This is a genomic window from Brevirhabdus sp. (genome assembly GCF_052826345.1).
In genome coordinates, this window is sequence record NZ_JBRBUA010000054.1 from 1 (window position 1) to 26,608 (window position 26,608).

General features: G+C 66.5%; 30 protein-coding genes and 1 other RNA gene. 12 read left to right on the forward strand and 19 right to left on the reverse strand.

Translation table 11 applies throughout. The features are described from left to right. The 3 genes from rplT to ACU0BR_RS06335 all read left to right on the forward strand — a co-directional run bounded on the left by rplT (position 1) and on the right by ACU0BR_RS06335 (position 1,881). Positions 1–363 (forward strand): 50S ribosomal protein L20, encoded by a 363-nt coding sequence (gene rplT, locus ACU0BR_RS06325; protein ID WP_446156003.1) that lies wholly within the window; start codon positions 1–3, stop codon positions 361–363. A 160-nt stretch (positions 364–523) separates the two neighbouring features. Continuing rightward, on the forward strand, positions 524–1,594 hold the full coding sequence (gene pheS, locus ACU0BR_RS06330; protein ID WP_446156004.1) for a phenylalanine--tRNA ligase subunit alpha: 1,071 nt from the start codon (positions 524–526) through the stop codon (positions 1,592–1,594). Then, a complete protein-coding gene (locus ACU0BR_RS06335) occupies positions 1,591–1,881 on the forward strand; it encodes a YrhK family protein (protein WP_446156005.1) in 291 nt (96 codons plus the stop codon). Before pheS ends, ACU0BR_RS06335 begins: the two co-directional genes overlap by 4 nt. A 107-nt stretch (positions 1,882–1,988) precedes the next feature. Here the strand turns inward: ACU0BR_RS06335 and ACU0BR_RS06340 are convergent, their stop codons facing one another. Then, positions 1,989–2,153 (reverse strand): hypothetical protein, encoded by a 165-nt coding sequence (locus tag ACU0BR_RS06340; protein WP_446156006.1) that lies wholly within the window; start codon positions 2,151–2,153, stop codon positions 1,989–1,991. Positions 2,154–2,490: 337 nt separating this feature from the next. Between ACU0BR_RS06340 and pheT the strand changes: the two genes are divergently transcribed. The 3 genes from pheT (at position 2,491) to ACU0BR_RS06355 (ending at position 6,852) form a co-directional block, all read left to right on the forward strand. Beyond that, the gene (gene pheT, locus ACU0BR_RS06345; RefSeq protein ID WP_446156007.1) at positions 2,491–4,914 is read left to right on the forward strand and encodes a phenylalanine--tRNA ligase subunit beta; all 2,424 of its coding nucleotides are present in this window, start codon (positions 2,491–2,493) and stop codon (positions 4,912–4,914) included. 51 nt (positions 4,915–4,965) lie between these two features. Continuing rightward, a complete protein-coding gene (locus ACU0BR_RS06350) occupies positions 4,966–5,415 on the forward strand; it encodes a YtoQ family protein (RefSeq protein WP_446156008.1) in 450 nt (149 codons plus the stop codon). Positions 5,416–5,502: 87 nt separating this feature from the next. Beyond that, the gene (locus ACU0BR_RS06355; protein ID WP_446156009.1) at positions 5,503–6,852 is read left to right on the forward strand and encodes a DUF2254 domain-containing protein; all 1,350 of its coding nucleotides are present in this window, start codon (positions 5,503–5,505) and stop codon (positions 6,850–6,852) included. A gap of 13 nt (positions 6,853–6,865) precedes the next feature. Here ACU0BR_RS06355 and ACU0BR_RS06360 read toward each other — a convergent pair whose 3' ends face one another. Together ACU0BR_RS06360 and ACU0BR_RS06365 are read right to left on the reverse strand one after the other, a co-directional pair. Beyond that, the gene (locus ACU0BR_RS06360; protein ID WP_446156010.1) at positions 6,866–7,840 is read right to left on the reverse strand and encodes an NAD(P)H-quinone oxidoreductase; all 975 of its coding nucleotides are present in this window, start codon (positions 7,838–7,840) and stop codon (positions 6,866–6,868) included. Between the two features lie 4 nt (positions 7,841–7,844). Next, positions 7,845–8,573: a COQ9 family protein gene (locus tag ACU0BR_RS06365; RefSeq protein WP_446156011.1), complete on the reverse strand. Its 729-nt coding sequence runs from the start codon at positions 8,571–8,573 to the stop codon at positions 7,845–7,847. A gap of 107 nt (positions 8,574–8,680) precedes the next feature. Between ACU0BR_RS06365 and rpsU the strand changes: the two genes are divergently transcribed. After that, on the forward strand, positions 8,681–8,887 hold the full coding sequence (gene rpsU, locus ACU0BR_RS06370; protein WP_446156012.1) for a 30S ribosomal protein S21: 207 nt from the start codon (positions 8,681–8,683) through the stop codon (positions 8,885–8,887). 117 nt (positions 8,888–9,004) lie between these two features. Here rpsU and ACU0BR_RS06375 read toward each other — a convergent pair whose 3' ends face one another. Beyond that, positions 9,005–9,463, reverse strand: coding sequence for an Lrp/AsnC family transcriptional regulator (locus ACU0BR_RS06375; RefSeq protein WP_446156013.1), 459 nt, complete (start codon positions 9,461–9,463; stop codon positions 9,005–9,007). A gap of 131 nt (positions 9,464–9,594) precedes the next feature. On the opposite strand from ACU0BR_RS06375, the gene ald reads away from it, so the two are divergent. After that, positions 9,595–10,716 (forward strand): alanine dehydrogenase, encoded by a 1,122-nt coding sequence (ald, locus tag ACU0BR_RS06380; RefSeq protein ID WP_446156014.1) that lies wholly within the window; start codon positions 9,595–9,597, stop codon positions 10,714–10,716. A 61-nt stretch (positions 10,717–10,777) separates the two neighbouring features. Here the strand turns inward: ald and ACU0BR_RS06385 are convergent, their stop codons facing one another. Both ACU0BR_RS06385 and mscL read right to left on the reverse strand, forming a co-directional pair. Next, on the reverse strand, positions 10,778–11,200 hold the full coding sequence (locus ACU0BR_RS06385) for a c-type cytochrome (protein WP_446156015.1): 423 nt from the start codon (positions 11,198–11,200) through the stop codon (positions 10,778–10,780). A 98-nt stretch (positions 11,201–11,298) separates the two neighbouring features. Next, a complete protein-coding gene (gene mscL / locus ACU0BR_RS06390) occupies positions 11,299–11,730 on the reverse strand; it encodes a large conductance mechanosensitive channel protein MscL (protein ID WP_446156016.1) in 432 nt (143 codons plus the stop codon). A 263-nt stretch (positions 11,731–11,993) separates the two neighbouring features. Here mscL and ACU0BR_RS06395 point away from each other — a divergent pair, with 263 nt between their 5' ends. Next, complete coding sequence (locus tag ACU0BR_RS06395; RefSeq protein ID WP_446156017.1) at positions 11,994–12,758, forward strand: DUF1013 domain-containing protein; 765 nt, start codon at positions 11,994–11,996, stop codon at positions 12,756–12,758. Positions 12,759–12,923: 165 nt separating this feature from the next. Further along, positions 12,924–14,069: an FAD-dependent oxidoreductase gene (locus ACU0BR_RS06400; protein WP_446156018.1), complete on the forward strand. Its 1,146-nt coding sequence runs from the start codon at positions 12,924–12,926 to the stop codon at positions 14,067–14,069. 25 nt (positions 14,070–14,094) lie between these two features. Here the strand turns inward: ACU0BR_RS06400 and recR are convergent, their stop codons facing one another. The 6 genes from recR to ACU0BR_RS06430 form a co-directional block, all read right to left on the reverse strand. Then, positions 14,095–14,691, reverse strand: coding sequence for a recombination mediator RecR (gene recR, locus ACU0BR_RS06405; RefSeq protein WP_446156019.1), 597 nt, complete (start codon positions 14,689–14,691; stop codon positions 14,095–14,097). Between the two features lie 103 nt (positions 14,692–14,794). After that, positions 14,795–15,139 (reverse strand): YbaB/EbfC family nucleoid-associated protein, encoded by a 345-nt coding sequence (locus tag ACU0BR_RS06410; RefSeq protein WP_446156020.1) that lies wholly within the window; start codon positions 15,137–15,139, stop codon positions 14,795–14,797. A gap of 99 nt (positions 15,140–15,238) precedes the next feature. Beyond that, on the reverse strand, positions 15,239–17,032 hold the full coding sequence (locus tag ACU0BR_RS06415; RefSeq protein ID WP_446156021.1) for a DNA polymerase III subunit gamma/tau: 1,794 nt from the start codon (positions 17,030–17,032) through the stop codon (positions 15,239–15,241). 77 nt (positions 17,033–17,109) lie between these two features. After that, positions 17,110–17,493, reverse strand: coding sequence for a DUF202 domain-containing protein (locus tag ACU0BR_RS06420; protein WP_446156022.1), 384 nt, complete (start codon positions 17,491–17,493; stop codon positions 17,110–17,112). Positions 17,494–17,574: 81 nt separating this feature from the next. Further along, positions 17,575–17,672, reverse strand: an RNA gene (gene ffs, locus ACU0BR_RS06425) — signal recognition particle sRNA small type. A 67-nt stretch (positions 17,673–17,739) separates the two neighbouring features. Beyond that, positions 17,740–19,707 (reverse strand): bifunctional 2',3'-cyclic-nucleotide 2'-phosphodiesterase/3'-nucleotidase, encoded by a 1,968-nt coding sequence (locus ACU0BR_RS06430; RefSeq protein ID WP_446156023.1) that lies wholly within the window; start codon positions 19,705–19,707, stop codon positions 17,740–17,742. Between the two features lie 152 nt (positions 19,708–19,859). On the opposite strand from ACU0BR_RS06430, the gene nudC reads away from it, so the two are divergent. Then, positions 19,860–20,822 carry an NAD(+) diphosphatase gene (gene nudC, locus ACU0BR_RS06435; RefSeq protein WP_446156055.1) on the forward strand — a complete coding sequence of 321 codons (963 nt, stop codon included), beginning with the start codon at positions 19,860–19,862 and terminating at the stop codon, positions 20,820–20,822. Between the two features lie 66 nt (positions 20,823–20,888). Then, the gene (locus ACU0BR_RS06440; RefSeq protein WP_446156024.1) at positions 20,889–21,344 is read left to right on the forward strand and encodes an SRPBCC family protein; all 456 of its coding nucleotides are present in this window, start codon (positions 20,889–20,891) and stop codon (positions 21,342–21,344) included. A 52-nt stretch (positions 21,345–21,396) separates the two neighbouring features. Here ACU0BR_RS06440 and ACU0BR_RS06445 read toward each other — a convergent pair whose 3' ends face one another. The 7 genes from ACU0BR_RS06445 to ACU0BR_RS06475 form a co-directional block, all read right to left on the reverse strand. Further along, positions 21,397–21,534 carry a hypothetical protein gene (locus tag ACU0BR_RS06445; RefSeq protein WP_446156025.1) on the reverse strand — a complete coding sequence of 46 codons (138 nt, stop codon included), beginning with the start codon at positions 21,532–21,534 and terminating at the stop codon, positions 21,397–21,399. 212 nt (positions 21,535–21,746) lie between these two features. After that, positions 21,747–22,703 carry an agmatinase gene (locus ACU0BR_RS06450; protein ID WP_446156026.1) on the reverse strand — a complete coding sequence of 319 codons (957 nt, stop codon included), beginning with the start codon at positions 22,701–22,703 and terminating at the stop codon, positions 21,747–21,749. 17 nt (positions 22,704–22,720) lie between these two features. Further along, positions 22,721–23,473 (reverse strand): SDR family NAD(P)-dependent oxidoreductase, encoded by a 753-nt coding sequence (locus ACU0BR_RS06455; RefSeq protein ID WP_446156027.1) that lies wholly within the window; start codon positions 23,471–23,473, stop codon positions 22,721–22,723. After that, a complete protein-coding gene (locus ACU0BR_RS06460; protein ID WP_446156028.1) occupies positions 23,470–24,234 on the reverse strand; it encodes an SDR family NAD(P)-dependent oxidoreductase in 765 nt (254 codons plus the stop codon). The genes ACU0BR_RS06455 and ACU0BR_RS06460 overlap by 4 nt, the downstream gene beginning before the upstream one ends. Continuing rightward, complete coding sequence (locus tag ACU0BR_RS06465) at positions 24,231–25,010, reverse strand: creatininase (protein WP_446156029.1); 780 nt, start codon at positions 25,008–25,010, stop codon at positions 24,231–24,233. The genes ACU0BR_RS06460 and ACU0BR_RS06465 overlap by 4 nt, the downstream gene beginning before the upstream one ends. Continuing rightward, entirely contained in the window at positions 25,007–25,792 is a 786-nt protein-coding gene (locus ACU0BR_RS06470) for an ABC transporter ATP-binding protein (RefSeq protein ID WP_446156030.1), read from the reverse strand. The genes ACU0BR_RS06465 and ACU0BR_RS06470 overlap by 4 nt, the downstream gene beginning before the upstream one ends. Further along, the gene (locus tag ACU0BR_RS06475; protein ID WP_446156031.1) at positions 25,789–26,553 is read right to left on the reverse strand and encodes an ABC transporter permease; all 765 of its coding nucleotides are present in this window, start codon (positions 26,551–26,553) and stop codon (positions 25,789–25,791) included. The genes ACU0BR_RS06470 and ACU0BR_RS06475 overlap by 4 nt, the downstream gene beginning before the upstream one ends. Positions 26,554–26,608 lie beyond the last annotated feature (55 nt).

A 26,608-nucleotide genomic window follows, 5' to 3' on the forward strand; every position in this document is an offset into this window, starting at 1 on the left:
ATGTCCCGAGTTAAAGGTGGCACGACCACTCACGCCCGTCACAAGAAGGTCATCAAGGCAGCGAAAGGCTATTACGGCCGCCGCTCCAACGCGTTCCGCACCGCAACGCAGGCCGTCGACAAGGCCAACCAATACGCCACGCGCGACCGCAAGAACCGCAAGCGGAACTTCCGCGCGCTGTGGATTCAGCGGATCAACGCCGCCGTGCGCAGCCACGACGAGGCGCTGACCTATTCGCGCTTCATCAACGGTCTGTCGCTGGCCGGTGTCGAGGTGGACCGCAAGGTTCTGGCCGATCTGGCCGTGCACGAGCCCGCCGCCTTCGGCGCGATCGTGGAAAAGGCCAAGGCCGCGCTGGCCTGAGGCCGGTCCGAAACCCGTCATGAAAGCCCCGCCGGATCGCTCCGGCGGGGCTTTTTCCTGTTGAGTGGCATGGGTGCGGACATGACGGCCGACACGCCCCGCCCTTGCATTCGGGGGGCTGTGTGGTAGCAGAACGCCCAACCACTCGGAAGGGCCTCAGATGGACGATCTGCGCGACAAATACCTGCAAGCCATCGCCGCGGCGGACGACGAAGCCACGCTGGAGTCGCTGCGGCTGGAAGCTGTCGGCAAAAAAGGCGAAGTGAGCCTGAAGATGCGTGAACTGGGCAAGATGAGCCCCGAGCAGCGCCAGCAGGTCGGCCCGCAGCTGAACGCCCTGAAGGAGGAAATCAACTCCGCCCTCGCCGCCAAGAAGGCCGCGTTGGCCGATGCCGCGCTGGACGAGCGGCTGCGCGGCGAGTGGCTTGATGTGACCTTGCCGGGCCGTCCCCGTGCGCAGGGCACGATCCATCCCGTCAGCCAGGTGATGGAGGAAGTCACCGCGATCTTTTCCGACATGGGCTTTGCCGTGGCCGAGGGGCCGCAGGTGGAATCCGACTGGTACAATTTCGACGCGCTCAACATCCCCTCGCATCACCCCGCGCGGGGCGAGATGGACACCTTCTACATGCACCGCGCGCCGGACGACGAGCGCCCCCCGCATGTGCTGCGCACCCACACCAGCCCGGTGCAGATCCGCAGCATGGAGGCGCAGGGCGCGCCCATCCGCATCATCTGTCCCGGCCGGGTCTATCGCGCGGACTACGACCAGACGCATACGCCGATGTTCCATCAGATCGAGGGTCTGGCGCTGGATCGCGACATCTCGATGGCCAATCTGAAATGGGTGCTGGAGGAGTTCTTCACCGCCTATTTCGGCACCAAGGTGAAGACCCGCTTCCGCGCCTCGCATTTCCCGTTCACCGAACCTTCGGCAGAGGTCGATATCCAGTGTTCCTGGGTCGACGGCCAGCTGCGCATCGGCGAGGGCGACGACTGGATGGAGGTTCTGGGCAGCGGCATGGTGCATCCCAAGGTGCTGCGCGCAGGCGGGATCGATCCCGATAAATGGCAGGGGTTCGCCTTTGGCATGGGTATCGACCGGATCGCGATGCTGAAATACGGCATCCCGGATCTGCGCGCATTTTTCGATTCGGATCTGCGCTGGCTGCGGCACTACGGCTTTTTCGCGCTGGACCGGCCGACCCTGCATGGCGGACTGAACCGATGAAGCCGCTGTTTCACCACGAAAACCGCCAGAAATCGGAACGCAGCCGCCGCGTTTATGCGCGCTATGAGCTGGCCCATACGGCGGCGGATTTCATCGCCGCGATCAGCTTTCTGATCGGGTCGGTGATGTTTTTCTTTGAAAGCATGCAGACCCCGGCGATCTGGCTGTTCGTCATCGGGTCTGTGTTTTTCCTGATCAAGCCGTCGCTGCGTCTGGCGCGGGAGCTGACGCTGTACCGGATGGGCGAGATAAACAAGCTGGCGGACCGCGAAGAACAGGAAGATTGAGCCCCGGCGGCCAAGGCTGCCGCCGCGTCCCCGTCACGAAATAGGTCGGGAAATAGGCCGGGGCAGCTTGCGCGACCCCGGCCCGGCTGCTTGCAAAGACTTTGGTGCTAAAAAAGCTTTTTCCGTCGGCCGTCGAACAGATTTGCCGGGGACAGAATGCACAACACGCGGTTGATCTCCACGATCGGGGTCACCCCGCGGCAGGTCAGCGATGCACCCGCGCGTTGCGTATTGGCCGAAATCAGTGACAACGCGATGACGATCGCCAGCATGAACAATGCGGGACGTGTCAGAGATATAGAATACCTGAAAAATGCGGCAAACATGGGTCTGGTTTCCAATTGGTCCTATCAGAATCAGCCCCCACAGCCGATGTGTCCACAATCGCGCGAGACTGTGGCCAAAATAGGGCAAAAAAGGCAAATAAGGCGAAACAATGGCGCAAAGGCGGGCTGTGCTGTTTCCGGCGCCGCATTGTGGCGCAATCAGGGCGCATTGCGGGCGCTCTTTCCCCGGCGTGCGGATTCGACTAAGACGGCGCGAAACCGCACCCCGGAAACTCCACCTCGAGACCCGCACGACGGCTACGCGACAAGGTAAAGGCACCCCATGAAGTTCACGCTTTCCTGGCTGAAGGATCATCTGGAAACCGAAGCCCCGCTGGAGGATATCCTCTATGCCCTGACCGATCTGGGCCTCGAGGTGGAGGGTGTCGAAGATCCCGCCGACACGCTGGGCCCCTTTCGGATCTGCCGTGTGGCGGAGGCCGGACCGCACCCCGACGCCGACCGGCTGCGCCTGTGCCGGGTCGACACCTGGCCCGAAGGCCCGGATGGCCCCGTCGAGCAGGTTCAGGTGGTCTGCGGCGCACCAAACGCGCGGACCGGGCTTGTGGGGGTCTTTGCCCCCGTGGGCACGCATGTGCCGGGAACCGGCGTCGATCTCAAACCCGGCGTGATCCGGGGTGTGGAATCGAACGGAATGCTGTGTTCGGAACGCGAACTGATGCTGTCGGACGATCACGACGGCATCATCGACCTGCCGCAGGATGCGCCGCTGGGCTCGCGGTTCATCGACTACCGCGACATGAACGACCCGGTGATCGAGATCGCGATCACCCCCAACCGCCCCGACGCGCTGGGGGTGCATGGCATCGCGCGCGATCTGGCCGCCCGCGGTCTGGGTCGGCTGATCGACCGGCAGATCCCCGCCGTCGAAGGGGGTTTTCCGTCGCCCATCAATGTCAGCATCGACGACGATGTGCGGCAGGCCGGCGATTGCCCGGTGTTCTGCGGCCGCCTGATCAAGGGCGTGCGCAACGGACCTAGCCCCGAATGGCTGCAAAAACGGCTGAAGGCGATCGGGCTGCGGCCGATTTCCGCGCTGGTGGATATCACCAATTTCTTCACCTTCGATGCCAACCGGCCGCTGCATGTGTTCGACGCCCGGAAGGTCAAAGGCGATTTGCGCGTGCATTACGCGCAAGGCGGCGAGGTGCTGACCGCGCTGGACGACAAGGAGTACACGCTGGTGCCGGGAATGATGGCGATTTCCGACGAGCAGGGGGTCGAAAGCCTGGCCGGGATCATGGGCGGTGCCGCGACCGGCGTGTCGGAGCAGACCGTCGATGTCTTCGTCGAATCCGCCTATTGGAACCCCGTCGCCATCGCCCATGCGGGACGGGCGCTGAAAATCAACTCCGACGCGCGCTACAGGTTCGAGCGGGGGGTCGACCCGGCTTTCACCCCCGACGGGCTGGACCTGGCGACCGCGATGATCCTGGATCTGTGCGGTGGTGCGCCCTCCGAAGTGGTGACTGCCGGATCGGTGCCCGACGCCGCGCGCGCCTATCGCCTCGATGCGCGGAGGGTGGTGTCGCTGGTCGGCATGGACATTCCCGCCGACACCCAGCGGCAGACATTGACCGATCTGGGCTTCGTGCTGGACGGCGACATGGCGACGGTGCCCAGCTGGCGCCCCGACGTCACCGGAGAGGCCGATCTGGTGGAGGAGGTGGCGCGCGTCGCCTCGCTGACGCGGCTTGAGGGCAAGCCGATGCGCCGCGCCGCCGAGGGCGTTCCGCAACCGATCCTGACTCCGGCCCAGAGGCGCGAAATCGCGGCGCGGCGCATGTGCGCGGCGCTGGGCTATAACGAATGCGTCACCTACAGCTTCATCGACCGTCAGGCGGCGGAACTGTTCGGCGGCGGCGATGATGGAACTCGCCTGGAAAATCCCATTTCCGCAGAGATGAGCCACCTGCGCCCGTCGCTGCTGCCCGGTCTGCTGCGCGCGGCGGCGCGCAACCAGGCGCGCGGCTTTGCCGATCTGGCGCTGTTCGAGGTCGGCCCCGTCTTTTCGGGCGGCGAGCCGGGCGAGCAGCGGCTTCAGGTGGCGGGCATCCTGCTGGGCGACCGCGTTCCGCGCGGCGTGCACGGCGGTCGCCGCCCGGTCGATCTTTTCGACGCGCGCGCCGATCTGGACGCTGTGTTGGATGCGCTGGGCGCGCCCGCGAAAACGCAGGTGCTGCGCGAAGGGGCCCAATGGTGGCACCCCGGACGGCACGGGCGCCTGTGTCTCGGCCCGAAAAAGACGCTGGCAACATTCGGCGAATTGCACCCCCGCGTGCTGCGCGATCTCGACGTGAAAGGGCCGGTCGTGGCCTTCACGCTCACGCCGGGGGAAATTCCCCTTCCGCGCGCGAAAGGCACCGCGCGCCCCGCGCTCGACATGCAGCAGTTGCAGGCGGTGGAGCGTGATTTCGCCTTTGTCGTCGACGAGGGGGTCGAGGCCGCGGCGCTGGTCAATGCCGCCGCAGGCGCCGACAAGGCCCTGATCGAGACCGTGCGCGTGTTCGACGAATTCACCGGCGCGCGTGCCGCCGAGCAGATGGGCGCGGGCAAGAAATCGCTGGCGCTGAGCGTACGGCTGCAACCGCGCGACCGGACCCTGAAGGAAAGCGATATCGAGGCCGTTTCCGCGAAGATCGTGGAAAAGGTGACGGCAGCGACCGGCGGCGTTCTGCGCGGCTGACGTGCGGCCGCCTCCGGCGGGGATATTTTTGCGACAATGAGGAGTGGCGCGATGACTTTGAAGGTTTACCTGTCGGGCGAGATTCATACCGACTGGCGCGAGCAGATCACCGAAGGGGCCGAGGGGCTCGATGTGGTTTTCGACGCGCCCGTCACCGATCACGCGGCGTCCGATGATTGCGGCGTGGCGATCATGGGCGCGGAGACATCCAAGTTCTGGCACGATCGCAAGGGGGCGCAGCTTAACGCGATCCGCACCCGCCGCGGCATCGAAGGCGCGGATATCGTCGTCGTCCGCTTCGGCGAGAAATACAAGCAGTGGAATGCGGCCTTCGACGCGGGCTATGCGGCGGCGCTGGGCAAATCGCTGATCGTGATGCACGGGTCCGATCACCAGCACGCGCTGAAGGAGGTCGACGCGGCCGCGCTGGCGGTCGTCGACGCGCCCGCGCAGGTGGTGCAGATCCTGCGCTACGTGCTGGACGGAAGGCTGCCCGGCTGACCGGCTGCCGGGGTCCGCTGCCGCTGGACCTGCGCCGCGTTCGGTGTAGGTTCAACCCCAGCCGCGCTATCCGATAGGACCCCCTGGATGATCGACACGCTGTCAACGCGCCTTTTCAAGCTCGCGACCGCCCTGAAGCTGGACAAGCCGGTCGCGATCTTCTTCACCCTTCCGGCCGTGATCGCGACCGGGATACTCGGGCTGGGGTTCGGCCTGGTGTTCGTCGACGCCTGGCTTGAGACCATCGATCTGAACCAGTTCTTCTGGGTGCCGCCCTACGATGCGGCCTCGACCTTTTTGGCGGCTGTCGCGGGCGGGGCGATCACCGCGCTGTCGCTGGCCTATTCGCTGACGCTGGTGGTGTTCACGCTGGCAGCGGGCACGATCGGGCCGCGGCTGTTGCAGCGCTTCACCTCCGAGGCGACGATCCAGATCACGGCGGGCGTGTTCGGCGGCACGTTCCTGTTCGCTTTGAACGGGATCTTCTTCACCCGGCCCGATTTCGTTCCCGCCGTGACGCTGGCGGTCACGGCGTTGCTGGCGGCTGTATGCGTGGCGCAGCTGATCTATTTCGTGCGCCACGTGGCGAGCAACGTCACCATTGACGAGGAAATAGGCAAGATCGGTCAGGCGCTGACGGAGGAGGTCGATCAGCTGATGGACGGCACCAGCGAAAGCATGGCGCGCAAATTCGACGGTGCGGCGATGCAGACGCTGAAGTCGGTGACCAGTGGCTATCTCGGGCGTATCGATACCGACAGCTTGGCGGATTTCGCCTGCGAAAGGGATCTGCGCCTGCGGTTCCGGGTGTCGATCGGCCAGTTCGTGCTGCGCGACGCGCCGCTGATCGACGTGCTGGGCGAGGCGCCGCTGGACGAGGATGGCGTTCAGACGCTGCGCCGGGCATTTTCGGTGAATCTCGCCCGGTCGCAGGCGCAGACCGTCGATTTTTCCTTGCGGTTGCTGGTGGAGATCGCCTTGCGCGCCCTTTCGCCCGGGATCAACGACACCTTCACCGCGATCACCTGTCTGGACCGGATGACCAGCGGGTTGCGCAGGCCGGTGGCGGAGAATCTGGACGCGCGGTTCTATCACGACGCGCAGGGCACGCCGCGCGTCTACCTGCCGGGCCTGTCGGTCGCCGATCTGATCGAGACGGTTTTCGGACCGATCCGCAACACGCTCGGCTCGAACTTTCTGATGGCGACCTCGGTGGCGCGCTCGTTGCGCCGGCTGGATGAGCTGGCGCATGAAAAGGTGCGCAGCTTGCTCAAGCAGGAGGCGGATTTGCTGATGCGGCAGGTGAACCAGGGCAGTTTCCTGCGCACCGAGATAGAGGAGGTGCGCAGCCTGCTCGGCGGGCTCTATCCGGCGGATGAGCCCGCGCCGGAGGCCGAACAGCTGGACACCGCGCTGGCGCGGCGGATCAAGTCCTGAGGCCCGGTGGCGGCTATTCGACCTCCAGCATGATCTTTCCGATATGGGCGGAGCTTTCCATGCGCGCGTGCGCGGCGCTGGCGTCTTTCAGCGCGAAACAGCTGTCCATCACCGGGCCGAGGCGTTTTTCGGCCAGCAGCGGCCAGACCTTTTCATGCAGCTCGCGCGCGATCCCCGCCTTGGCGGCATCCGATTGGGGGCGCAGGGTCGATCCGGTGATCGTCAGGCGGCGCATCATCACCTGTGCGAAATTCAGCTCCGCCTTGGGGCCGGAAAGAAAGGCGATCTGCACCAGCCGCCCGTCGTCGGCCAGCGCCCGCACGTTGCGCGGGATATAGTCGCCGCCGACCATGTCCAGGATCAGATTCGCGCCGCCCTCGGCCTTGACGATCTCGACAAAATCCTCGCTCTTGTAGTTGATCGCGCGTTCGGCGCCCAGATCCAGACAGGCGCGCAGCTTGTCCTGGGTGCCCGCGGTGGCGAAGACGCGCGCGCCGAAGGTCGTGGCAAGCTGGATCGCCGTGGTGCCGATGCCCGAGGAGCCGCCGTGCACCAGAAACCGTTCGCCCGCCTGAAGATTGCCGCGCATGAACACGTTGCTCCAGACGGTGAAATAGGTCTCCGGCAGGGCGGCGGCCTGTTTGAGATCCATGCCTTCGGGCACGGGCAGGACGTGCGCGGCGGGGGTCGCCACATATTGCGCATAGCCGCCACCGGGTAGCAGCGCGCAGACGCGGTCGCCCACCTGCCATTCGGACACGCCCTCGCCGATGGCATGGACGGTTCCCGCGGCCTCCAGCCCCGGCAGGTCGCTGGCGCCCGGTGGCGGAGCGTAGGCGCCCGCGCGTTGCAGCGCGTCCGGGCGGTTCACGCCGGCATAGGCGATCTTGACCACGATCTGGCCGGGGCCCGCCTCGGGCATCGGGCGTTCGGTGATGCGTAGAACCTCGGGCCCCCCGGGTTCGGTGATTTCGACTGCTTTCATCATGAAGTCATTGGGCCTTTGTGTTGGTGTCCGGTCCTGCGGTGCCTGGGGTCATCGCGCCGGGCATCTCGTGAAACCGATCGCGCGATGGCGCGCGGACCCGGCCCAGCAGCCATTGCGGCACCGCCAGCAGCGGCCGCAGCGCCGCGTTGTCGCCGATCATCGCCTTGGTCTTCTCGACTTGCATCGCGTTGTCGATGCGCCGGTCGAGAAAATCCCAGGTGTCGTGGTAATCGGCACTGTCATCGCCCAGCCAGAACAGCAGTGTCGCGGCATAGATCGCCGACAGGCTGACGCGCTTGGTGTACCAATTGTAATCCTGCGAGCTGTCTCCCAACGCGATCCAGATGGCGTCCACCGTGGACCACAACGCCCGCGCACCGTCGGCGGAATGATGCGGCAGCGCGAAGAGGGTGGCGCCCCGGCGAACCGCTTCCTTGTGCGGCGCAACGAGTTCGAGCCGCAGGCGGATGGCGTGGGCGATGCGGTCGCGAAACCGCATCGTGCTCAGATCCTCGGTGGCCAGCCTGGCCACCATCTGCGCGTCGCCCCGGCGATGAAAGGCCAGCGCCAGGTCCAGCGCGCGGCGCGGCAGCATCGCACGGGCGAGATCGGCATCCACCCCCGCGTCGCGCAGCGCGGCGCGCCATGTCGTCTCGCTCCAGCCGTCGAAGGGCACATGAGGCAGGGCCGCGTCCAGCAGCGCATCGGTGATCTTGTCGTTGGTCGGGGTCATCTCCGTCCCTCCGGTTTTCTGCTTGGTGGACAAGGTAATGCGGCTTTGCTATACGGCCACCTCCTGCACGTCTACGCAACTCTAACTTAGAAAGGTGGTGACACCAGATGCAGGTAAGTGTTCGCGACAACAACGTCGATCAGGCGCTTCGTGCCCTGAAGAAAAAGCTGCAGCGCGAAGGCGTTTTCCGTGAAATGAAGCTCAAGCAACATTACGAGAAACCCTCCGAAAAGCGCGCCCGCGAAAAGGCCGAAGCGATTCGCCGTGCCCGTAAGCTCGCACGCAAGAAAGCGCAGCGCGAGGGCGGGCTCTAGGCTCCTCTCAGGCTTTGCGAACCGGCGGGTCACCCCGTCATGGACGAACCCCCGCGGCGATGCCCGGGGGTTTTTTCGTCTGCGTCGCGGCGGCCGCGCCTGTCACGGCACCCTCGGTCAGATCGGAAGTGCGGTCGTCTCGCACACGGTGCGCAGGCTGAAGGAGGAATGCATCTGCGCCACGCCGGGCAGCTTTGCCAGATGCTGCCGGTGGATGCGGGCGAAATCCTCGCTGTCGCGGGCGACGACCTTCAGCAGGTAATCCGCGCGCCCCGCCATCAGGTGGCATTCCAGCACGTCGGGGATGCGCGCCACCGCCTTTTCGAAGGCGTCCAGCCCTTCCTCGGCCTGACCGCTCAGCGCGATTTCGACGAAAACCGTGGTCGGGCGCTCTGCCCTGCGCGGGTCAAGCAGCGCGACATAGCTTGCGATCAGCCCCGAGGTTTCCAGCCGCTGTACCCGCCTGTGGCATGCCGAGGGCGACAGGTTGACCTTTTCGCTGAGCTCCGCGTTGGAAATCCGTCCCTGCCGTTGCAGCACCCGCAGAATCGCGCGATCCATGTGGTCGATTTCCATAGGGCGCAAAATCCTTCGGTAGTGGTGTCATTATGGCGGCGGATCTTGCGCAGGATAGCCGTTTCGCGGGCAATATTTCAAAACAATTCGCCGCACGCCGCGCCATCGTGGGATCAATAAGGGAGGATCACATGATCATTGGATGTCCGAAAGAGATCAAGCCGCAGGAATTCCGGGTCGGAATGACCCCGAATGCCGCGCGCGAGGCCGTTGCGCATGGCCACAGCGTTCTGATCGAAACCGCCGCAGGCACGGGGTCGGGGTTCTCGGACGCCGATTATGCCGACGCGGGCGCGCGGATCTGCGACACCGCCGCAGAGATCTTTGCCACCGCCGACATGATCGTCAAGGTCAAGGAGCCCCAGGCCGCCGAGCGTCGGATGCTGCGCGAAGGCCAGGTGCTGTTCACCTATCTGCATCTGGCGCCCGATCCCGATCAGACGCGCGATCTGCTGGCCAGCGGCTGCACCGCGATCGCCTATGAAACCGTGACCGACGCGCGCGGCGGCCTGCCGCTGCTGGCCCCCATGTCGGAGGTCGCGGGCCGTCTGGCGCCGCAGATGGGCGCCTGGACCCTGCAAAAGGCCAACGGCGGCCGCGGTGTTCTTATGGGCGGCGTGCCCGGTGTCGGCCCGGCGCGGGTGCTGGTGATCGGCGGCGGCGTCGTGGGAACCCATGCCGCGCGGATCGCGGCGGGCATGGGCGCGGATGTGACCGTGCTGGACCGGTCGCTGCCGCGGATGCGCTATCTCGACGATGTCTTCGGCGGTGTGTTCAAGACCGGCTATGCCAGCGCGGGCAATACCGCCGATCTGCTGGCCGGGGCCGATATGGTGATCGGGGCCGTTCTGGTGCCGGGCGCGGCCGCGCCCAAGCTGATCAGCCGGGCGCAGCTGTCGGACATGAAACCGGGCGCGGCGATCGTGGATGTGGCGATCGATCAGGGCGGCTGCTTCGAGACATCGCGCGCCACCACCCACGAAGCCCCGATCTATGAGGTCGACGGCGTCATGCATTACTGCGTGGCCAATATGCCGGGCGCGGTCGCGCGCACCTCCACCATCGCGCTGGGCAACGCGACGATGCCGTTCCTGCTGGATCTGGCGGACAAGGGCTGGCGTCAGGCCTGTGCGGACGATCCGCATCTGCTGGCCGGGCTGAATGTCCATGCCGGGCAGCTGACCTATGACGCGGTCGGCAAGGCGCTGGGGCTGGACGTCACGGCGCCGCAGACCCTGCTGAAGGCTGCCTGAACTCTGCCTGCCTGACCGGGATCGGGGCCGCGCCGTTCGCGCGCGGCCCCGATCCCACAGGTCAGTTGATTCCGTTCGCCCGCTGCAAGGTTCGGATATAGGCGACCACAGACTTGATGTCGGCGGGGGTCACACCCTCGACCGGGGGCATGTTGCCGAAGTTCCAGTGATGTGACCGCACGCCGTTCTGCGCCGCGATCAGGAATGCCGCATCGGCATGATGCGAGGGTTCGTAGATCTTGTGCACCAGTGGCGGCGCGATACCTTCCTGCCCGGCCGCGTTCTTGCCGTGGCAGACCGCGCATTTCGCGTTGAAGATGTTTTTTCCCAGCGCCGCCTGCCCGGTGATGTTGTCGGGGACGGTGACCGATGCGATCGCCGCGCCTTCGGTCGGTTTTTGCGCCTGCTCCTCGACCGGGCGCGAGGTCCACCATCCCCACAGCGCGACCAGGAGGACCACTGCAATGATTATCAATTTCCGCATATTTTCCTCCAGTAGACTGTAGCCAGGACGTTATTGCCCGAACCCCCGGTCGGCGGCAAGACCGGCATGGAAACCGGGCGCCGAGCGATGGTGCGCGCTCAGCGTTTGAGGAGCGCGTCGCGGATTTCGATCAGAACCTCCTTTTCCGTCGGGCCCGCGGGGGCCTGCGGGGTGGCTTCGGCCTCTGCCCGGACCTCATGGGCCTGCTTGACCCGGTTCACCGCCTTGACGAGCACGAAGACCACGAAGGCCACGATCAGGAAATTGATCACGGCGTTCACGAACGCCCCGTAGGCGAATACCGCCGCGCCCGCCTCCCGCGCGGCCGCCAGGCTGTCGTATTTGCCGCTGCCCAGCACGACGAACATGTTGGTGAAATCGATCCCGTTGGTGAACACGGCGATGATCGGGTTGATCAGATCCTTGACCATCGAATTGACGATGGCGGTGAAGGCCGCCCCGATGATGATGCCGACGGCCATATCCATCACGTTGCCGCGCGCGATGAATTCCCGGAATTCCTTGATCATGGACGCAACTTCCTTTTCTGATGTTTCGCGGACGCGGTGATTTTCGCCGCAGCCCGCTTTCGTTTCAAACCCTTTGCGCGGGCAAGGGGGTCGGCAGGGCATGGCCCCGGGGGCCGTTCGGCCGGTCGGATGGCTGCATTTGCTCTTTCCACCGGGCTTTGAGGCGATTATATAACCCGCAATCTCCCTGAAAACGAGGTAAGGTTCCAACTGGAACGGCCGTTTTCCCGGCACGGGAGAGTTGTGTGAAAGGAGACCCGATCATGGCAAAACCGATCATGGCGAAGGCGACCGCTGTCTGGCTGGTCGATAACACGACGCTCAGCTTCAAACAGATCGCCGATTTTTGCGATCTGCATGAGCTCGAGGTCCAGGGCATCGCCGACGGCGATGTGGCCGCCGGCGTGAAAGGGTTCGATCCGATCGCCAACAACCAGCTTGAACAGTCGGAAATCGACAAGGCGGAAAAGGATGTCAGCCACAAGCTGAAGCTGAAGTTCAACGCCGCCGCCGTGGGCGAGGAAAAGCGCCGCGGGCCGCGCTATACGCCCCTGTCCAAGCGTCAGGACCGGCCTGCCTCCATCCTGTGGTTGGTCAAGTTCCACCCCGAACTGGCCGACAGCCAGGTGGCCAAGCTTGTCGGGACCACCAAGCCGACGATCCAGGCGATCCGCGACCGCACGCATTGGAATATTTCCCAGATCCAGCCGATCGATCCCGTCGCGCTGGGGCTGTGCAAGCAATCCGAGCTTGACGCCGCCGTGCAGAAGGCGGCCGCCAAGAAGTCCCGCGAAGGCGACGTGATGACCGACGACGAACGCCGTCGGCTGGTCTCGACCGAGCAATCGCTCGGGATGGATCCGGAGCCGCGGATGCCGACCGCGATCTCGGGGCTGGAAACCTTCACCCTCACCGATACCGATGATGAGATTGAGGACGACAGCCGCGACCCCCGCGACGCGGACAGCTTTTTCAACCTGCCCAGCGGCAGCGATGCCGACGCCGAGGACGACGACGAAACGTCCTGATCCATTGCGCGCGCCGGTGCGGCGCGGCGATCCGCCCCTTTGGCGCAGGCCCTGACCCCGGCACATTTCCATGTGCCGGGGTCTTGCATTCGCGTCGCTGTCGGATAGCGTCTTCCAAGGCTGGGCGCATACTGGGCGCATAGAGGGCAAGGGCAGGAAAAAGCGATGGTAATTGCGGTCGTCGGGCGGGGGATGATCGGATCGGCGGCGGCGCGTCATCTGGCCGGCTCCGGCGAGGATGTCATCCTGATCGGCCCGGATGAGCCTGCGCGGAAATCCGATCACCCCGGCGTTTTCGGCAGCCACTACGACGAGGGGCGCATCACCCGCGCGATGGACGCGAGCTCGTTCTGGAGCGAAGTGAGCCGCGCCTCCATCGCCCGCTACGCCGAAATCGAATCCGAAAGCGGCATTTCCTTCTTCACCGAAACCGGATCGTTGATGGTGGGGCGAGACGACAGCGCCTTCGTCGCCCGCGCCGCGGCCGTGCGCGCAGCCGCCGGAATCGCGGCCGAGGTGCTGGATGACCATGCGCTTGCCGCGCGCTTTCCCTGGTTCCGCTTCGCGCTCGGCCACACCGGCTTTTACGAGGCGCGGGGCGCTGGGCATATCAGCCCCCGCAAGCTGGTAGAGGCGCAATGCGCCGCCGCGGCGCGCCACGGCGCCCGCGTGGTGCGCGATATGGTGGTCGCCGTCGAACAGCACGACGCCGGGGTGACGATCGTGACCGACCGGCAGCACATCAGGGCGGATCAGGTGCTGATCGCGGCGGGCGGGTTTACCAACATGCTCGTGTTTCCCGCGCTGCCGCTGCGGATTTTCGCGCGCACCGTCGCCTATTTCGAGGTCGACGCAGAGGAGGCCGGGCGCCTCGCGGCGATGCCGACGCTGATCGTGCGCACGCCCGACGGGCAGGACCCCTATCTGCTGCCGCCGATCCGCTATCCCGACGGGCGGATCTATCTGAAACTGGGCGGGGAGCGCGCCGATATCGTTCTGCCCGATGCCGCCGCCGCGCGCGATTGGTTCCAGTCCGGCGGCAGCCCCCATGTCGCGGCAGAGCTTGAGGCCGACATCCGCGCGCGCATGCCGGATCTCGCGATCAGATCGGTGCATCATCAACCCTGCATCCTGACCTATACGGCCGCGGACCAGCCGCTGATCGACCGGGTGTCGGAGCACGCCTGCGTGGCCGTGGGAGGCTGTGGCCGGGGTGCGAAATGTTCCGATGAGCTGGGGCGTCTGGCTGCACAGACCGTCACCGGCGCGCCCGATCCCGCGCTGGGGCTGGCGGCGGCCGGGGTGTTTTGAGGGACGCGCGCCGTCGGCTGCGCGTTCAGAAGGTGCGCCGGGATCGCAGCGCGGCCGAGATCGTCCCGTCGTCGAGGTAATCGAGCTCTCCGCCGATGGGCACGCCCTGCGCCAGCGACGTCACCGTGACGCTGTCGCCCAGCTGATCGGCGATGTAATGCGCGGTGGTCTGCCCGTCGACGGTGGCGTTGAGCGCCAGGATGACCTCCTTCACGTCCTCGCCCGGCAGCCGGTCCAGAAGGCGCGGAATGCGCAGATCGTCCGGCCCCACCGCGTCCAGTGCCGAAAGCGTGCCGCCCAGGACGTGATAGCGCCCCTTGAAGGCCTTGCCGCGTTCCATCGCCCACAGGTCGGCCACATCCTCGACCACGCAGATCTGCCCGTTCGCCCGCGCGTTGTTGGCGCAGATCTCACACAGATCGCCCGTGCCGATATTGCCGCAGTTGACGCACTCGCGGGCGGTGTCCGCGACGCGCTGCATCGCCTCCGCCAGCGGTCCCAGCAGAAGGCCGCGCTTCTTGATCATATGTAGAACGGCGCGCCGCGCCGACCGGGGGCCCAGCCCCGGCAGCCGCGCCATCATGTCGATCAGCGCCTCGATGTCGCGGTTCGAATCGTTCATGGCGCGGCCCCCCTGGCTGCTGGCCCGGTTGCTGGCCCGGTTTCTGGCCCAGTTGCTGGCCCCGTTGATGGCCCGCATATCGGCCCGGATGCTGACGACCCGTTCAGAACGGCAGCTTCATGCCCGCGGGCAGGCCCATTCCTTCGGTCAGCTTGGCCATTTCTTCCTGATGCTTTTCGCCCGCCTTCTGCTGGGCGTCCTTGATCGCGGCGAGAATCAGATCCTCGACGACTTCCTTGTCGTCGGCGTTGAAGATCGAAGGATCGATGTCCAGCGCGGTCAGCTCTCCCTTGGCGGTGGCGGTCGCCTTGACCATGCCGGCGCCGGATTCGCCCACGACCGTCATCGCGGCCAGATCTTCCTGCATCTGACCCATCTTGTCCTGCATTTCCTGGGCCGCCTTCATCATCTTGCCCATGTCGCCCAAGCCGCCTAATCCCTTAAGCATCGTTCCGCCTTTCGTTTTCATGTCTCGTTCATGCGTCTGATATGCGCTTTCCGCGCGCCCGCTCAAGGCCCCTGCTGTCTTGCGGCCCGGCCCGTCCGTTCAGTCGGTCTCGAACGGGTCCCATTCCTCATCGACTTCGGGCAGGGCCTGCAAGGCGGCTTCGGCCTCTATCTGGCGGGCGGGGGTGATCGCGGTGATGGTCGATTTCGGAAACGCCAGCAGCACGGCCTGCACCAGCGGATGCTCGCGGGCGTCGCGCTCCATCTGTGCGCGCTCGGCGTCGCGCAGCTCGGCAATCGTGGGCGCGCCGCCTTCGGTCACCAGGGTGACGGCCCAGCGCACGCCGGTCCAGGCTTGCAGGCGCTGCGCCAGCCGGGGCGCCAGATCGCGCGGCGCGGCGGGGGTGGGCTGAAACTCGATCCGGCCGGGGCTGTAACGGGCCAGGCGCAGGGTCGTTTCGACCTCGACCAGCAGCTTGACGTCACGGTTGGCCCGGATGAGATCCACCACACGTTCGAACGTGGGATAATGCGCCAGGGCGGTGTCGGATGCCTGCGCAAGCGCGGCCGTCTGGCCCTGCGCGCCGGTGGCGCCCTGCGCCGATACGCCGGTCTGACCCTGCGGTGCCGCCTGCGGCCGGAGGGTTTCCGCGCCCCGGGGGGCGGAGGCCTGCGCGCCGTCGCCGCTGCTGCCACCACTGCCGCCGCCACCATCCGGCGCGGGCTGCGGTGCCTTGCGCAACGTGGCGATCAGTTCTTCGGGCGAGGGCAGGGTGGACACATGCGTAAGCCGGATCACAGCCATTTCCGCGGCCATCATCGCATTGGGCGCGGCGGCGACCTCCTCCAGCGCCTTCAGCAGCATCTGCCACATCCGCGTCATGGCCCGCATCGGCAGGCGCTCGGCCATGCCTTGGCCGCGCGCACGCTCGTCGGGGCCGACGGTGGGGTCGTTTGCGGCCTCCGGCGTGATCTTGATGACCGACACCCAATGGGTGATCTCGGCCAGGTCGCGCAGCACCGCCACCGGATCGGCGCCATCGGCATATTGCGAGGACAGTTCCTGCAACGCGCCGGCCGCATCGCCCTGCATGATCAGGTCGAACAGATCCAGCACCCGGCCGCGGTCCGCCAGCCCCAGCATGGCGCGGACCTGCTCGGCGGTGGTTTCGCCCGCGCCGTGGCTGATCGCCTGATCCATGAGGCTCATCGCGTCGCGCACCGAGCCTTCGGCGGCGCGCGTGATCAGCGCCAGCGCATCCTCGGCGATGGCGGCCTGTTCGCGGCGCGCGATGGCGGACAGATGCGCGATCATCACCTCGGGCTCGATCCGGCGCAGGTCGAACCGCTGGCAGCGCGACAGCACCGTCACCGGCACCTTGCGGATCTCGGTCGTCGCGAAGATGAATTTCACATGCGCGGGCGGCTCTTCCAGCGTCTTGAGCAGCGCGTTGAACGTGCTGGTCGACAGCATGTGCACCTCGTCGATGATGTAGATCTTGTAGCGCGCGCTGGCGGCCCGGTAATGCACGCTGTCGATGATTTCACGGATGTCGCCGACGCCGGTGCGCGATGCGGCGTCCATTTCCATGACGTCGACGTGGCGCCCCTCGGCGATGGCCACGCAATGCTCGCAGACGCCGCAGGGTTCCGTCGTCGGGCCGCCCTGCCCGTCGGGGCCGATGCAGTTCATCCCCTTGGAGATGATGCGCGCGGTCGTCGTCTTGCCGGTGCCGCGGATGCCCGTCAGGATGAAGGCCTGCGCGATCCGGTCGGCGGCGAAAGCGTTCCTGAGCGTGCGCACCATCGCATCCTGCCCGATCAGATCGGCGAATGTGGCCGGACGGTATTTGCGCGCCAGCACCTGATAGCCGCTGTCGGTCTCGTCGCTCATCTTTGTCCTCGGCGTTATGATCCCGCGCCGAAACTAGAGTGTGCGGGCCAGCGCGTCCAGCGCCGCCGCCGCGCCCGTCACAGCAGCCAGAGCGCCACGCCCGTCGCAACGGTGCCCGCCGACAGCGACCAGCTCATGATGCGCACGCGGGTAACGGGTTGGGCCTTGCTGTCATGGGCTTGCATGCGCGACAGCGTTCGGCACGCCTGACGCCGCGCCATCCAGAAAATGTAAAGCGCGATCGCGATAAAGATCGTGGCGACCGCCTTGGCGCCCCATGTGGGGTCGAAATTACCGAATATGACCTTCATCCCGAGAGCCAGCGCCACGCTCGACATGCCGGTGCGCAGCCAGCCCGCAAAGGTACGCTCACTGGCGAGAATGGTCCGATCCTCCGCCCAGTCAGTGCGGTTTTCCGCCCATTTCTTGCGGCTCTCGGTCCTGTCTTCCGCATCGTTCATGGGCTGGTCTTAGGACGCGCGGGCGCGAGGTCCAGATCGGGTGGACCTGGCGGCGCCCGGTGCGGCGACAGAATGGAGGGGAGGTGAGAGGCTGAACACGACCCAAACGGATCTCGTTGCGGCTGCTTCCTTCCGGACCTGACCGGGTTGGCGAGGCGTTTGCCCGCGCCAACCTCTCACCGCGGTACATAGGCAGATCCGGCCGGATTCGCAACCCGTCACCCGCGCAACGGGCGCACGGGCACGTCAAAGCGAAATCCGGTAGATGTCCTGTTGGCCTGCCTCCTGTGCGGTCTCAAGCAGGCTGACGCCGTCGGGCGGGGCGCAGCCCGACAGGCGCGCCCCCCTGCCTGTGGAAAAGATGCAGCTTGTGCCGGGCAGGGGCGCGAATCGCCATCCCGCATGGGGTGTTCTCGGCTCTACCAGCTCGAAATGGCGCACGTATTTTTCCAGCACCGAACGGCTCAACTCGCGCGATTCGAAAACGACGTCACGATCGGCGACCCCCGCGAAGGCCCCGCCGCCCGACACGCGGTAGTTGTTCGTCGCCAGCACGAATTCATCTTTCGAGCGGACCGGAAAGCCGCGGTGCCGAAGGTTTCGGATACGGCTGGCGGACGGGTTCAGAAGTTTGCCGAAAGGGCTGAAACGGGCGGGCTGTGTCAGGTCGATGTCATAGCCGAGCCCGTCGATGCAGTCGAAGTTGTAGACCGGGAATTCCGGGTCCAGCAGGCACTGATCCGCGCCGCCGGGCACGATGGTGCGGAATTGCCCGGCCGCGCGTTCCAGCCAGTCCAGCAGCTGCGCGCCCGTCCGCCGCACGGCGCGGATCTGATTGGGGAAAAGGCACATGTCGCTCATGTGGCGCAGGGAAAGCGGGCCTGCCGGGATGTCGTTGTAGAAATCCGGTCCGGCACGCCCGCCGCTCTTGTAGGGCGCGGAGGCCGACAACAGGGGCACTCCCGCGAGCTCGGTGTTCGCCAGCGCCCGCGCCACGAACCATTTCTGCGCATCGGCGGTCAGCTGTACCACCTCATTCGGCGCGACCCGCGCGAAATAGGAGGTCATGCGCGTGCCCAGGCGTCCCACCGGCTGGCGGCAATGCGCGATCACCTCGCGGTGCATCCGGCGCACCTCCCTCAGGGGGTTCGGGGCGCCCGGACGCGCAAGCGTCCTGGGCCGCGCCCCGGCGAGGCAGAGCGGTGTGTCGGCTGACGGCCCGGCCGCGCGCAGCTCGGTCCTGCGCACGACCCGTCGGGCGGCGCTGCTATGGCCCACCACCCGCCACTCGCCGGCCTCGGGGCGCAGGGCCAGATCGATGACCCCGACGTGCGAGCCCCAGAAGCCCCCCATGACCGCAGGTTTGCCGCAGATGGTGCCCCGCATCCCGTCGACGAGCCCCCCGTGATCGCGAAATCCGCGCCCGGGAAAGACCTGGTGGCTGTGCCCCATCACCATCGCGTCGATACCCGGCACGCGCGCGACCGAGATGGCGGAGTTTTCCGCCATGTGGTCAGGCGCGGGTTCGCCGATGCCGGAATGGCACAGCGCTATGATGATGTCGGCGCCCGCTTCCTTCATCACGGGCACATGCGCCTTGGCGGCTTCGGCGATGTCGCGGGTCACGACCGAACCGCGCAGGTGGTCGCGGTCCCATTTCACGATCTGCGGCGGGGTCAGCCCGATCACGCCGACGCGGATCGGATGCGCCTGCCCCGTCTCATCCGTCAGGCAGCGGTCCAGCAGCGCGAAGGGCGCGACGAGCCCCTGGTCGCAGCGCGCGGTGGCGCCGGCGCGCCGGATGACATTGGCCGAGACCACCGGATAATCGGCACCGGCCACCGTGGCCTCGAGAAAGGGCAGCCCGTAGTTGAAATCATGGTTTCCCAAGGTCATCGCGTCATATTTCAGCGCGTTCATGGCGGCGATGACGGGATGCAGCTGACCGTTGCGCAGATCCTTGCAGCTTGCCACGTAATCGCCCAGCGGGTTGCCCTGGATCAGATCGCCCCCGTCCACCAGCAGGCTGTTGGCGGCCTCGCCGCGCAGATGCTGGATCAGCCGCGCCGCCGTGCTGAGTCCGGTTCCGGGCGCGGGGGTGGTGGTGTAGTAATCATAGGGAAAGACGTGCATATGCAGATCGGTCGTTGCCAGAATCCATAGCGAGACGCACGCGCCTTGCTGTGTCATCGACTGGGATGAGAGGTAGTTCACGGTGCGGGCCCCGACGTGAAAAAGATTCGACTGAATAAAATTTTTAATAAAGCGTATTTGCAAAAATTCATAGATGATTATGCGAGAGGTTACGCGACGTGAAGTCAACCGAAAGGCGAGGGCGGAGATGAGTGGCACACGATGGTGAGACAATGATGAACGCCGAGGCCGTAACCTTCGGTGGCTCGGGGCTCGACCGCGCCGATGCCCTGCGCGGTGATGCCGTTGCCGTGTCGGCGCTTTATCGTGCCGCCGGTGCCCGCACGATGCTGATGTGGCAGGGCAAGCCGCTGCTGGATCTGGCCGCGGGCGCTGTCGCATGGCTGCGCGCCGGGCACCCGGTTCTGACGGGGCTGGAGCCGCCCTTGTTCCTGGGCCGCGACGAGGGCGGCGCGGGGCTTTTCGCGCATGAGCTGGCGGACTGGCAGCCGGAGGAGGCGACGCCCGAACCGGACGGTTTTTTCGATCTCACCCGGCAATGCCACCCGGACCTGCCGCAGACGCTGCAATTCGTCGAGCTGCGCAATGTCATGGCCGACCTCTCCGCTAGGGACGCCGAAACCGCCGCGACGGCGCGCGCGCTTTTCGGCTGGCATCGCGGCCATGGGTTCTGCGCGCGCTGCGGCGCGCGGTCCGGGCTGTGCCACGCGGGATGGCAGCGCTCCTGCCCCGCCTGCGGGGCGATCCATTTTCCGCGCACCGATCCTGTCGTGATCATGCTGATCACGCGCGGCAATCGCGTGTTGCTGGGGCGCTCTCACGGCTGGCCCGAGGGGATGTATTCCCTGCTCGCCGGATTCGTCGAGCCGGGCGAGACGATCGAGGCCGCGGTCCGGCGCGAGGTGCAGGAGGAAGCGGGCATCGCCGTCGGCGCGGTCGGCTACCTGGCCAGCCAGCCCTGGCCCTATCCCGCGTCGCTGATGCTCGGATGCCGCGGCGACGCCCTGTCGGAGGACATAGAGGTCGACCCCAAGGAGCTGGAGGATGCGCGCTGGATCACCCGCGAGGAGCTGGCGGAGGTCTTCGCGGGAAACCGCCGCGATGTCCTGCCTGCCCGCAAGGGGTCGATTGCACAGTTCATCCTGTCCAACTGGCTTGCGGACAGTCTGGATTAATCGCTACCTTGCCGGATCACCAAAAGCCGGATCATCAGAGGGCCGGGTTATCAGAAAGGGGCACCGATGCAGTTCAGCACCAAGGAAGACGTCGAAGCGCCGATCCGGTCCGTCTTTGACCGCGTGAGCGATTTCGAGGCTTTCGAACGCTCTGCCATGCGCCGCGGGATCGAGATCGAGCGCATCGAAAAGGGCGGTGCCGACGGGCTGGGCGCGCGCTGGGTCGGCAAGGCTGAATTGCGCGGCAAGACCCGCAATTTCGACGCGCTGGTCACCGCGAGCGATGCGCCGCATCTGTTGAAGGTCGCGGGCCAGTCCGACGGCTTCGACATCGCGCTGGAGGTCGAGCTGGTCGTGCTGACGCCCACCCGCACGCGGATGCGCGTGACGACGGAGCTGAAGCCGCGCAACCTGTCGGCGCGGCTGATCCTGCAATCGGCGCGGCTGGCGCGGCAAAAGCTGACGAAACGCTACAAGGCGCGCGTGCACGGCTTTGCCGAGGGCATCACCAATCGCACTTAGCGCCACCGTCACGCCGAGGGCGCCCGGTCGGCACCACGCCAGGCGCGCAGGCTCACTCCAGCCCCAGCGCCTGCTTGCGCCGCCGCGCCCAGACGGTGACCAGATGGTCCACCATCAGCCCCGTGAATGCCACCGCCAGACCCAGCACCAGCCCCTTGCCGACATCGGTGGAGGACAGCGCGCGCTGCATCTCCTGCCCCAGATCCTGGGTGCCGATGAAGGCTGCCGGTCCGCGTATCCAGCTGGTCGATCGCGCCGGTATCGAGCAGGCGGAGTCAACCGCGAGCTCGTCGATAACGCCCTGGCGTCGGCGAGCTTCGTTCCCGTGTTCGAGACCCCTTGAGAGGGTGGGACCCGAGTATTTTCACCAAGAAGAAACAGCCTGCGGGCCGGTGCCCTAGCCTATCCGTCCTGCGCCATGATGCACAGCATCTCGAACATGATCGACGCGCCCAGGTAGGCGGTGCCGCCCGACGGATCGAAGGGCGGCGAGACCTCGACCAGATCCGCGCCCGCGATGTTCATGCCCTTGAGCGCGCGCACCACCTGAAGCGCCTGATAGGAATTCGGACCGCCGATTTCCGGCGTGCCGGTGCCGGGCGCAAAGGCCGGGTCGATGAAATCGATGTCGTAGCTGACGTAGGTGGGCGCATCTCCGACGATGCGGCGCGCCTCGGCCATCACGTCGGCGACGCCGCGGTCGAAGAATTCCTCGATCGCGATGACGCGGATGCCCACGCTTTCGGCAAACTCGCGATCCTCGCGGTCATAGGCGGTGCCGCGGATGCCGATCTGCACGACGCGGTGCGGGTCGAGGAGGCCCTCTTCGACGGCGCGGCGGAAGGGGGTGCCGTGGGTGTACATCGTGCCGCCGAAATAGCTGTGGAAGAGATCGGTGTGGCTGTCGAAATGGATCATCCCCAGCGAGCCGTCGGCGGCCAGCGCCCGCAGGATGGGCAGGCTGCACAGGTGATCGCCGCCCGCGGTCAGCGGCGTGATCCCCGCCGCGCGGACCCGCTCGTAGAACCGGGTCATCCGGGTCATGCTGTCGGCCAGGTCCGCCGGGTTGGGCGCCACATCGCCCAGATCGGCGCAGCGGCGGCGTTCGAACGGGCGCACGCCGGTGGCGCCGTTTTCCGCGCGGATCATGGTAGACATGTCGCGCAGCTGGCGTGGGGCGTGGCGCGGGCCGGGGCGGTTGGTGGTGCCGCCATCCCAGGGCGCGCCGATCAGCCCGATCTGCACCTGCGACAGCTGCGGGTCGTCCAGTGCCACATGCGGCAGCCGCATGAAGGTGGGAATGCCGGCGAAACGCGGCAGGTCGAACCCCGAAACCGGGTGGAAAAAAGCGTCGTCCATGGTGCTGATCCCTTGTTTCAATACATTGCGCTGCCGCCGTTGACGCCCAGGCATTGACCGGTCACGAACCCCGCGTCCGCGCCGGCGAGAAACAGCGCCATCGCGGCGATTTCTTCGGGCCGTCCCAGACGCCCGGCGGGCGTGTCCAGATCGCGCGCCAGGGCCTCGGGGGTCATGCCCGCGGTCATGTCGGTCTCGATCGAGCCGGGGGCGATCGCATTGACCAGGATATCGGGCGCCAGTTCGCGCGCAAGGCTGCGCGTCAGGGCAATGACGCCGCCCTTGGACGCGCAGTAGGCCGCCATGTTTTCGCGCCCGAGCAGCCCCAGATCCGAAGCGGTGAAGATGATGCGCCCCTTTTTCATCCGGCGCGCGGCCTCGCGCGCGGTCAGGAAGGCGCCGCGCAGGTTGACGGCGATGACCCGGTCGAAATCGGCGGCATCGGTCTGACGCAGCGGCGTTTCGTGCAGAATGCCCGCGTTGGCATAGACCAGATCGGGCACGCCCAGCCTGTCGGCCACCTGATCGAAAAGCGCCACGACCTGGGCCTCGTCGCTGACATCGGCGGGCAGGGCGATGGCGCGGCCGGGCCCGGCCCGCCCGAGGGTTTCAAGCGCGCTCTCAGCCTGCGGATCGTCCGGATGGCAGATCGCCACATCCGCGCCCGCCGTGCAGAGCGCGCGGGCAATGGCCAGCCCGATGCCGCGGCTGCCGCCGGTGACGACGGCAACCTGCCCCGTCAGGGGTGTGTCGGGGTGGAGCGCGCTCATGCCAGGATCTCGCCGCGGTCGACGGTCAGGGCCTGTCCGGTGATGTTCTCCGCCGCGTCGCTGGCCAGGAACAGATAGGTGCCCGCGACATCCGCGGGCTCCATCAAGCCGCCGATCGCCTGACCGGCCATGATTTCATCGAGCAGCGCGTCTTCGCTGCGGCCGCTGGTCTGCGCCATGTCGCGCAACGAGGCTTCGGCGGCGCCGGTGCGCACCCAGCCGGGGCAGACCGCGTTGACGGTGATCCCGCGCGGCCCCAGTTCGGCAGCCCAGGTGCGCGCCAGCCCGATGATCGCGTGTTTCGAGGCGACGTAGCCCGAAAACCGCGGCACCGCCGTCTTGCCCCAGATCGAAGAGGTCAGCACGATGCGCGCCCCGTCGGGCATCAGCGGCAGGGCGGCACGGGTCACGTTTTCGGTGCCCGAGACATTGACCGACAGGATGCGCCGCGCGGTGTCGGCGGCGTCGCGCCCGCCGTCGAGCGGCGTCGGGCGTTCCATGCCGGCGTTGTTGACCAGCACGTCGATGCGGCCCAGCCCGGCCAGGGCCTGCTCTACCGCCGCCGGATCGGAGATGTCGCAGACCAGCGCCCGCACATCGCCCGGCAGATCCCGCGCGGCGTCGTGGATGTCGTGGCTGTCGGCGAGGATCGTCAGCCCGGCCCCCGCGTCCGCAAAGGCGCGCGCGATCCCCAGGCCGATGCCGCGGCTGGCGCCCGTCACCAGTACCGAGCTGCCGGTGAAATCGAAACGCGCCTTCATGCGTCCAGCCCGAATTCCCGGCGCACGGCGGCAGAGATGTCGCGGCGGTATTGCGCGGCCATCAGCGCGCCCTTTTCGCGGCTGGCGCCCCTGGCGGTGGTCAACGAGCCCTCTTCGGGCACCCAGGCGCGGCGTGCGGGCCAGAAATCATAGGGCGGGGCATCGGCGGGCGCATTGTCGGGGATCAGATCCTCGCGCACCAGATCGGGATGGAAATGCAGCATGAGCGAGGTTTCCAGCACCGCCGCATGTTCCAGCTCTATCCCCGGATACTCGCCGGGGAAGACCTGCGCCAGCGTGTCCGGGGTCAGAAAGTCCCAGTGTTGCAGGCACATGACATGCAGATCGCGCCCGGCGGCATCGCGCATCGCCAGGTCGATGCCCTCGTTCAGGAACCAGCGGTTTTCGAAATGCCCGTCGATCACGCAGACCCGGCGGATGCCGTGGCGCACCAATTCGCGGATCACATCGCGCACCGTCGCGCTGAGCGTGCCGCCGTCCAGCCCGACAGAGCCGGGAAAGAACGGACCGCCGCCCGATCTGGGCAGCGATTTATAGCCATAGCAGACGGGCGCCGCCACCACGCCGCCGACCGCGCGCGCGACATCGGCGCAGATCGCCAGCGGCAGCATGTGATCCACCCCCATCGGCAGGTGCGGGCCGTGCTGTTCCAGCGTGCCGGTCGGCAGAAAGACCACCGGGTCGCCCTTGAGCGCTTCGGCATAATCGGGCCAGGTCATTTCGGTCATCAGGACGGGGCGTGCGTGCTGCGTCATTCTCTTGTCCCTTCTTCGCGCATCAGGCGCATGATGTGGCGTTCCATGTCGCCGTAGCCGGGCCGCGCGATGACGCTTTCCTTGTCGGCGACACGGCCTTGCTTGAACTCGGGGTGGATCTGTTCCTTGATCTGGCCGGGATGGGCCGACAGGAACACGATCTGGTCGGCCAGAAAGATCGCTTCTTCTATGTCGTGGGTGACCATGACGATGGTGGTCTCCGCCCTTTCGGCGATCTCGACCAGCAGTTCCTGCATGTGCCAGCGGGTTTCGGCATCCAGCGCGCCGAAGGGTTCATCCATCAGCAGCAGCGCCGGGTCGTTGGCCAGGGTGCGCGCGATGGCCACCCGCTGTCGCATGCCGCCCGACAATTGCGTCGGATAGGCGTCGATGAATTTGGTCAGCCCCACCAGATCGATGAAATGGGCGGCGCGTTCCTGCCGTTCGGCCTTGGGCACGCCGTTGATCTTCATCCCGAATTCGACGTTGCGCCGGACCGAGAGCCAATCGAAGGAGGTATAGGCCTGGAACACCATGCCCCGGTCGCGGCCGGGGCCGTGCACCTCTTGGCCATTCAACTGCACCGTGCCCGCGCTGGGGTCTTCCAGCCCGGCGATCATGCGCAGCACGGTGGACTTGCCGCAGCCCGAGGGCCCCAGAAGCACGCTGATGGCATTGCGCTGCACGTCGAAGGAGACATCGCGCACGGCCTCGATGCTGTGTCCGCCGCCCAGGTCGAATACCTTGGACACGCCGGACAGGGACAGGATCGTATCGCTCATCCGCGCCTCGTTCGAAGATAGGGGAATGCGGCGCGGTGCAGCGCGGCGAAGGCCAGGTCGAACAGCAGCCCCAGCGCGCCGATCACGATGATCCCGGCCAGGATCTCGTCGGTGTTCAGGAACCGCCGTGCCCGCATCATCATCGCGCCGATCCCGGTGGTGGAGGCGACGATTTCCGCGATCACCAGATAGGTCCAGGCCATCGCCAGCATCTGGCGCATGGCGACCATGATATCGGGCAGCACGGCGGGAAAGATCACCCGCCCCACCGTGACCGACCGGTTGGCGCCCAGGGTCAGCGCGGTCTCGATCAGCTCCTTGCGGACGTTCTTGGTGTGATCGACGACCAGCGTGATCAGAAAGAACACGACCCCGATGAACAGCAGCGCCAGCTTCGGCGCCTCGCCGGTGCCGAACCACATCAGCAGGATCGGAATGAAGGAGGGGGCCGGCAGATAGCGCCAGGCCGAGACGAAGGGCATCACCAGCGCCTCGACGGCCGGAAAGCTGCCCGCGCTGACGCCCAGCGGAATGGCGATGGCGCAGGCCAGTGCGAAGGCCACCATCACGCGGGTGATGGAAATCAGCACGTCCCAGCCGAACCCGCGGTTGGCGAACAGATCCCAAAGGCTGGTGATCACATCGCCGGGCGGCGGCACCAGCAGGGCGTTGACCCAGCCCGCGCGCGTGGCCAGCACCCAGATCGCGAAAAACAGCGCCCAGACCATCAGCCCCGAGATGAGCGCCTGAATGCGCGACACCGGGCGGCGGACCGTCAGGAAGGAGGGGCGCGGCGGCGTCCGCCCCGGGGCGGAC

Excerpts from the sequence above, each read along its gene's own strand:
- mscL (WP_446156016.1), bottom strand. The coding sequence starts at position 11,730 with ATGATCAAGGAATTCCGGGAATTCATCGCGCGCGGCAACGTGATGGAT.
- rpsU (WP_446156012.1), top strand. The coding sequence starts at position 8,681 with ATGCAGGTAAGTGTTCGCGACAACAACGTCGATCAGGCGCTTCGTGCC.
- ACU0BR_RS06360 (WP_446156010.1), bottom strand. The coding sequence starts at position 7,840 with ATGATGAAAGCAGTCGAAATCACCGAACCCGGGGGGCCCGAGGTTCTA.
- ACU0BR_RS06470 (WP_446156030.1), bottom strand. The coding sequence starts at position 25,792 with ATGAGCGATACGATCCTGTCCCTGTCCGGCGTGTCCAAGGTATTCGAC.
- ACU0BR_RS06440 (WP_446156024.1), top strand. The coding sequence starts at position 20,889 with ATGCAGTTCAGCACCAAGGAAGACGTCGAAGCGCCGATCCGGTCCGTC.
- rplT (WP_446156003.1), top strand. The coding sequence starts at position 1 with ATGTCCCGAGTTAAAGGTGGCACGACCACTCACGCCCGTCACAAGAAG.
- ACU0BR_RS06465 (WP_446156029.1), bottom strand. The coding sequence starts at position 25,010 with ATGACGCAGCACGCACGCCCCGTCCTGATGACCGAAATGACCTGGCCC.
- ACU0BR_RS06400 (WP_446156018.1), top strand. The coding sequence starts at position 12,924 with ATGGTAATTGCGGTCGTCGGGCGGGGGATGATCGGATCGGCGGCGGCG.
- ACU0BR_RS06395 (WP_446156017.1), top strand. The coding sequence starts at position 11,994 with ATGGCAAAACCGATCATGGCGAAGGCGACCGCTGTCTGGCTGGTCGAT.
- ACU0BR_RS06335 (WP_446156005.1), top strand. The coding sequence starts at position 1,591 with ATGAAGCCGCTGTTTCACCACGAAAACCGCCAGAAATCGGAACGCAGC.
- ACU0BR_RS06455 (WP_446156027.1), bottom strand. The coding sequence starts at position 23,473 with ATGAGCGCGCTCCACCCCGACACACCCCTGACGGGGCAGGTTGCCGTC.
- pheS (WP_446156004.1), top strand. The coding sequence starts at position 524 with ATGGACGATCTGCGCGACAAATACCTGCAAGCCATCGCCGCGGCGGAC.
- ACU0BR_RS06340 (WP_446156006.1), bottom strand. The coding sequence starts at position 2,153 with ATGCTGGCGATCGTCATCGCGTTGTCACTGATTTCGGCCAATACGCAA.
- ACU0BR_RS06385 (WP_446156015.1), bottom strand. The coding sequence starts at position 11,200 with ATGCGGAAATTGATAATCATTGCAGTGGTCCTCCTGGTCGCGCTGTGG.
- nudC (WP_446156055.1), top strand. The coding sequence starts at position 19,860 with ATGATGAACGCCGAGGCCGTAACCTTCGGTGGCTCGGGGCTCGACCGC.
- ACU0BR_RS06355 (WP_446156009.1), top strand. The coding sequence starts at position 5,503 with ATGATCGACACGCTGTCAACGCGCCTTTTCAAGCTCGCGACCGCCCTG.
- pheT (WP_446156007.1), top strand. The coding sequence starts at position 2,491 with ATGAAGTTCACGCTTTCCTGGCTGAAGGATCATCTGGAAACCGAAGCC.
- ACU0BR_RS06365 (WP_446156011.1), bottom strand. The coding sequence starts at position 8,573 with ATGACCCCGACCAACGACAAGATCACCGATGCGCTGCTGGACGCGGCC.
- ACU0BR_RS06350 (WP_446156008.1), top strand. The coding sequence starts at position 4,966 with ATGACTTTGAAGGTTTACCTGTCGGGCGAGATTCATACCGACTGGCGC.
- ACU0BR_RS06445 (WP_446156025.1), bottom strand. The coding sequence starts at position 21,534 with ATGCAGCGCGCGCTGTCCTCCACCGATGTCGGCAAGGGGCTGGTGCTG.
- ACU0BR_RS06410 (WP_446156020.1), bottom strand. The coding sequence starts at position 15,139 with ATGCTTAAGGGATTAGGCGGCTTGGGCGACATGGGCAAGATGATGAAG.
- ald (WP_446156014.1), top strand. The coding sequence starts at position 9,595 with ATGATCATTGGATGTCCGAAAGAGATCAAGCCGCAGGAATTCCGGGTC.
- ACU0BR_RS06450 (WP_446156026.1), bottom strand. The coding sequence starts at position 22,703 with ATGGACGACGCTTTTTTCCACCCGGTTTCGGGGTTCGACCTGCCGCGT.
- ACU0BR_RS06375 (WP_446156013.1), bottom strand. The coding sequence starts at position 9,463 with ATGGAAATCGACCACATGGATCGCGCGATTCTGCGGGTGCTGCAACGG.
- recR (WP_446156019.1), bottom strand. The coding sequence starts at position 14,691 with ATGAACGATTCGAACCGCGACATCGAGGCGCTGATCGACATGATGGCG.
- ACU0BR_RS06415 (WP_446156021.1), bottom strand. The coding sequence starts at position 17,032 with ATGAGCGACGAGACCGACAGCGGCTATCAGGTGCTGGCGCGCAAATAC.
- ACU0BR_RS06460 (WP_446156028.1), bottom strand. The coding sequence starts at position 24,234 with ATGAAGGCGCGTTTCGATTTCACCGGCAGCTCGGTACTGGTGACGGGC.
- ACU0BR_RS06420 (WP_446156022.1), bottom strand. The coding sequence starts at position 17,493 with ATGAACGATGCGGAAGACAGGACCGAGAGCCGCAAGAAATGGGCGGAA.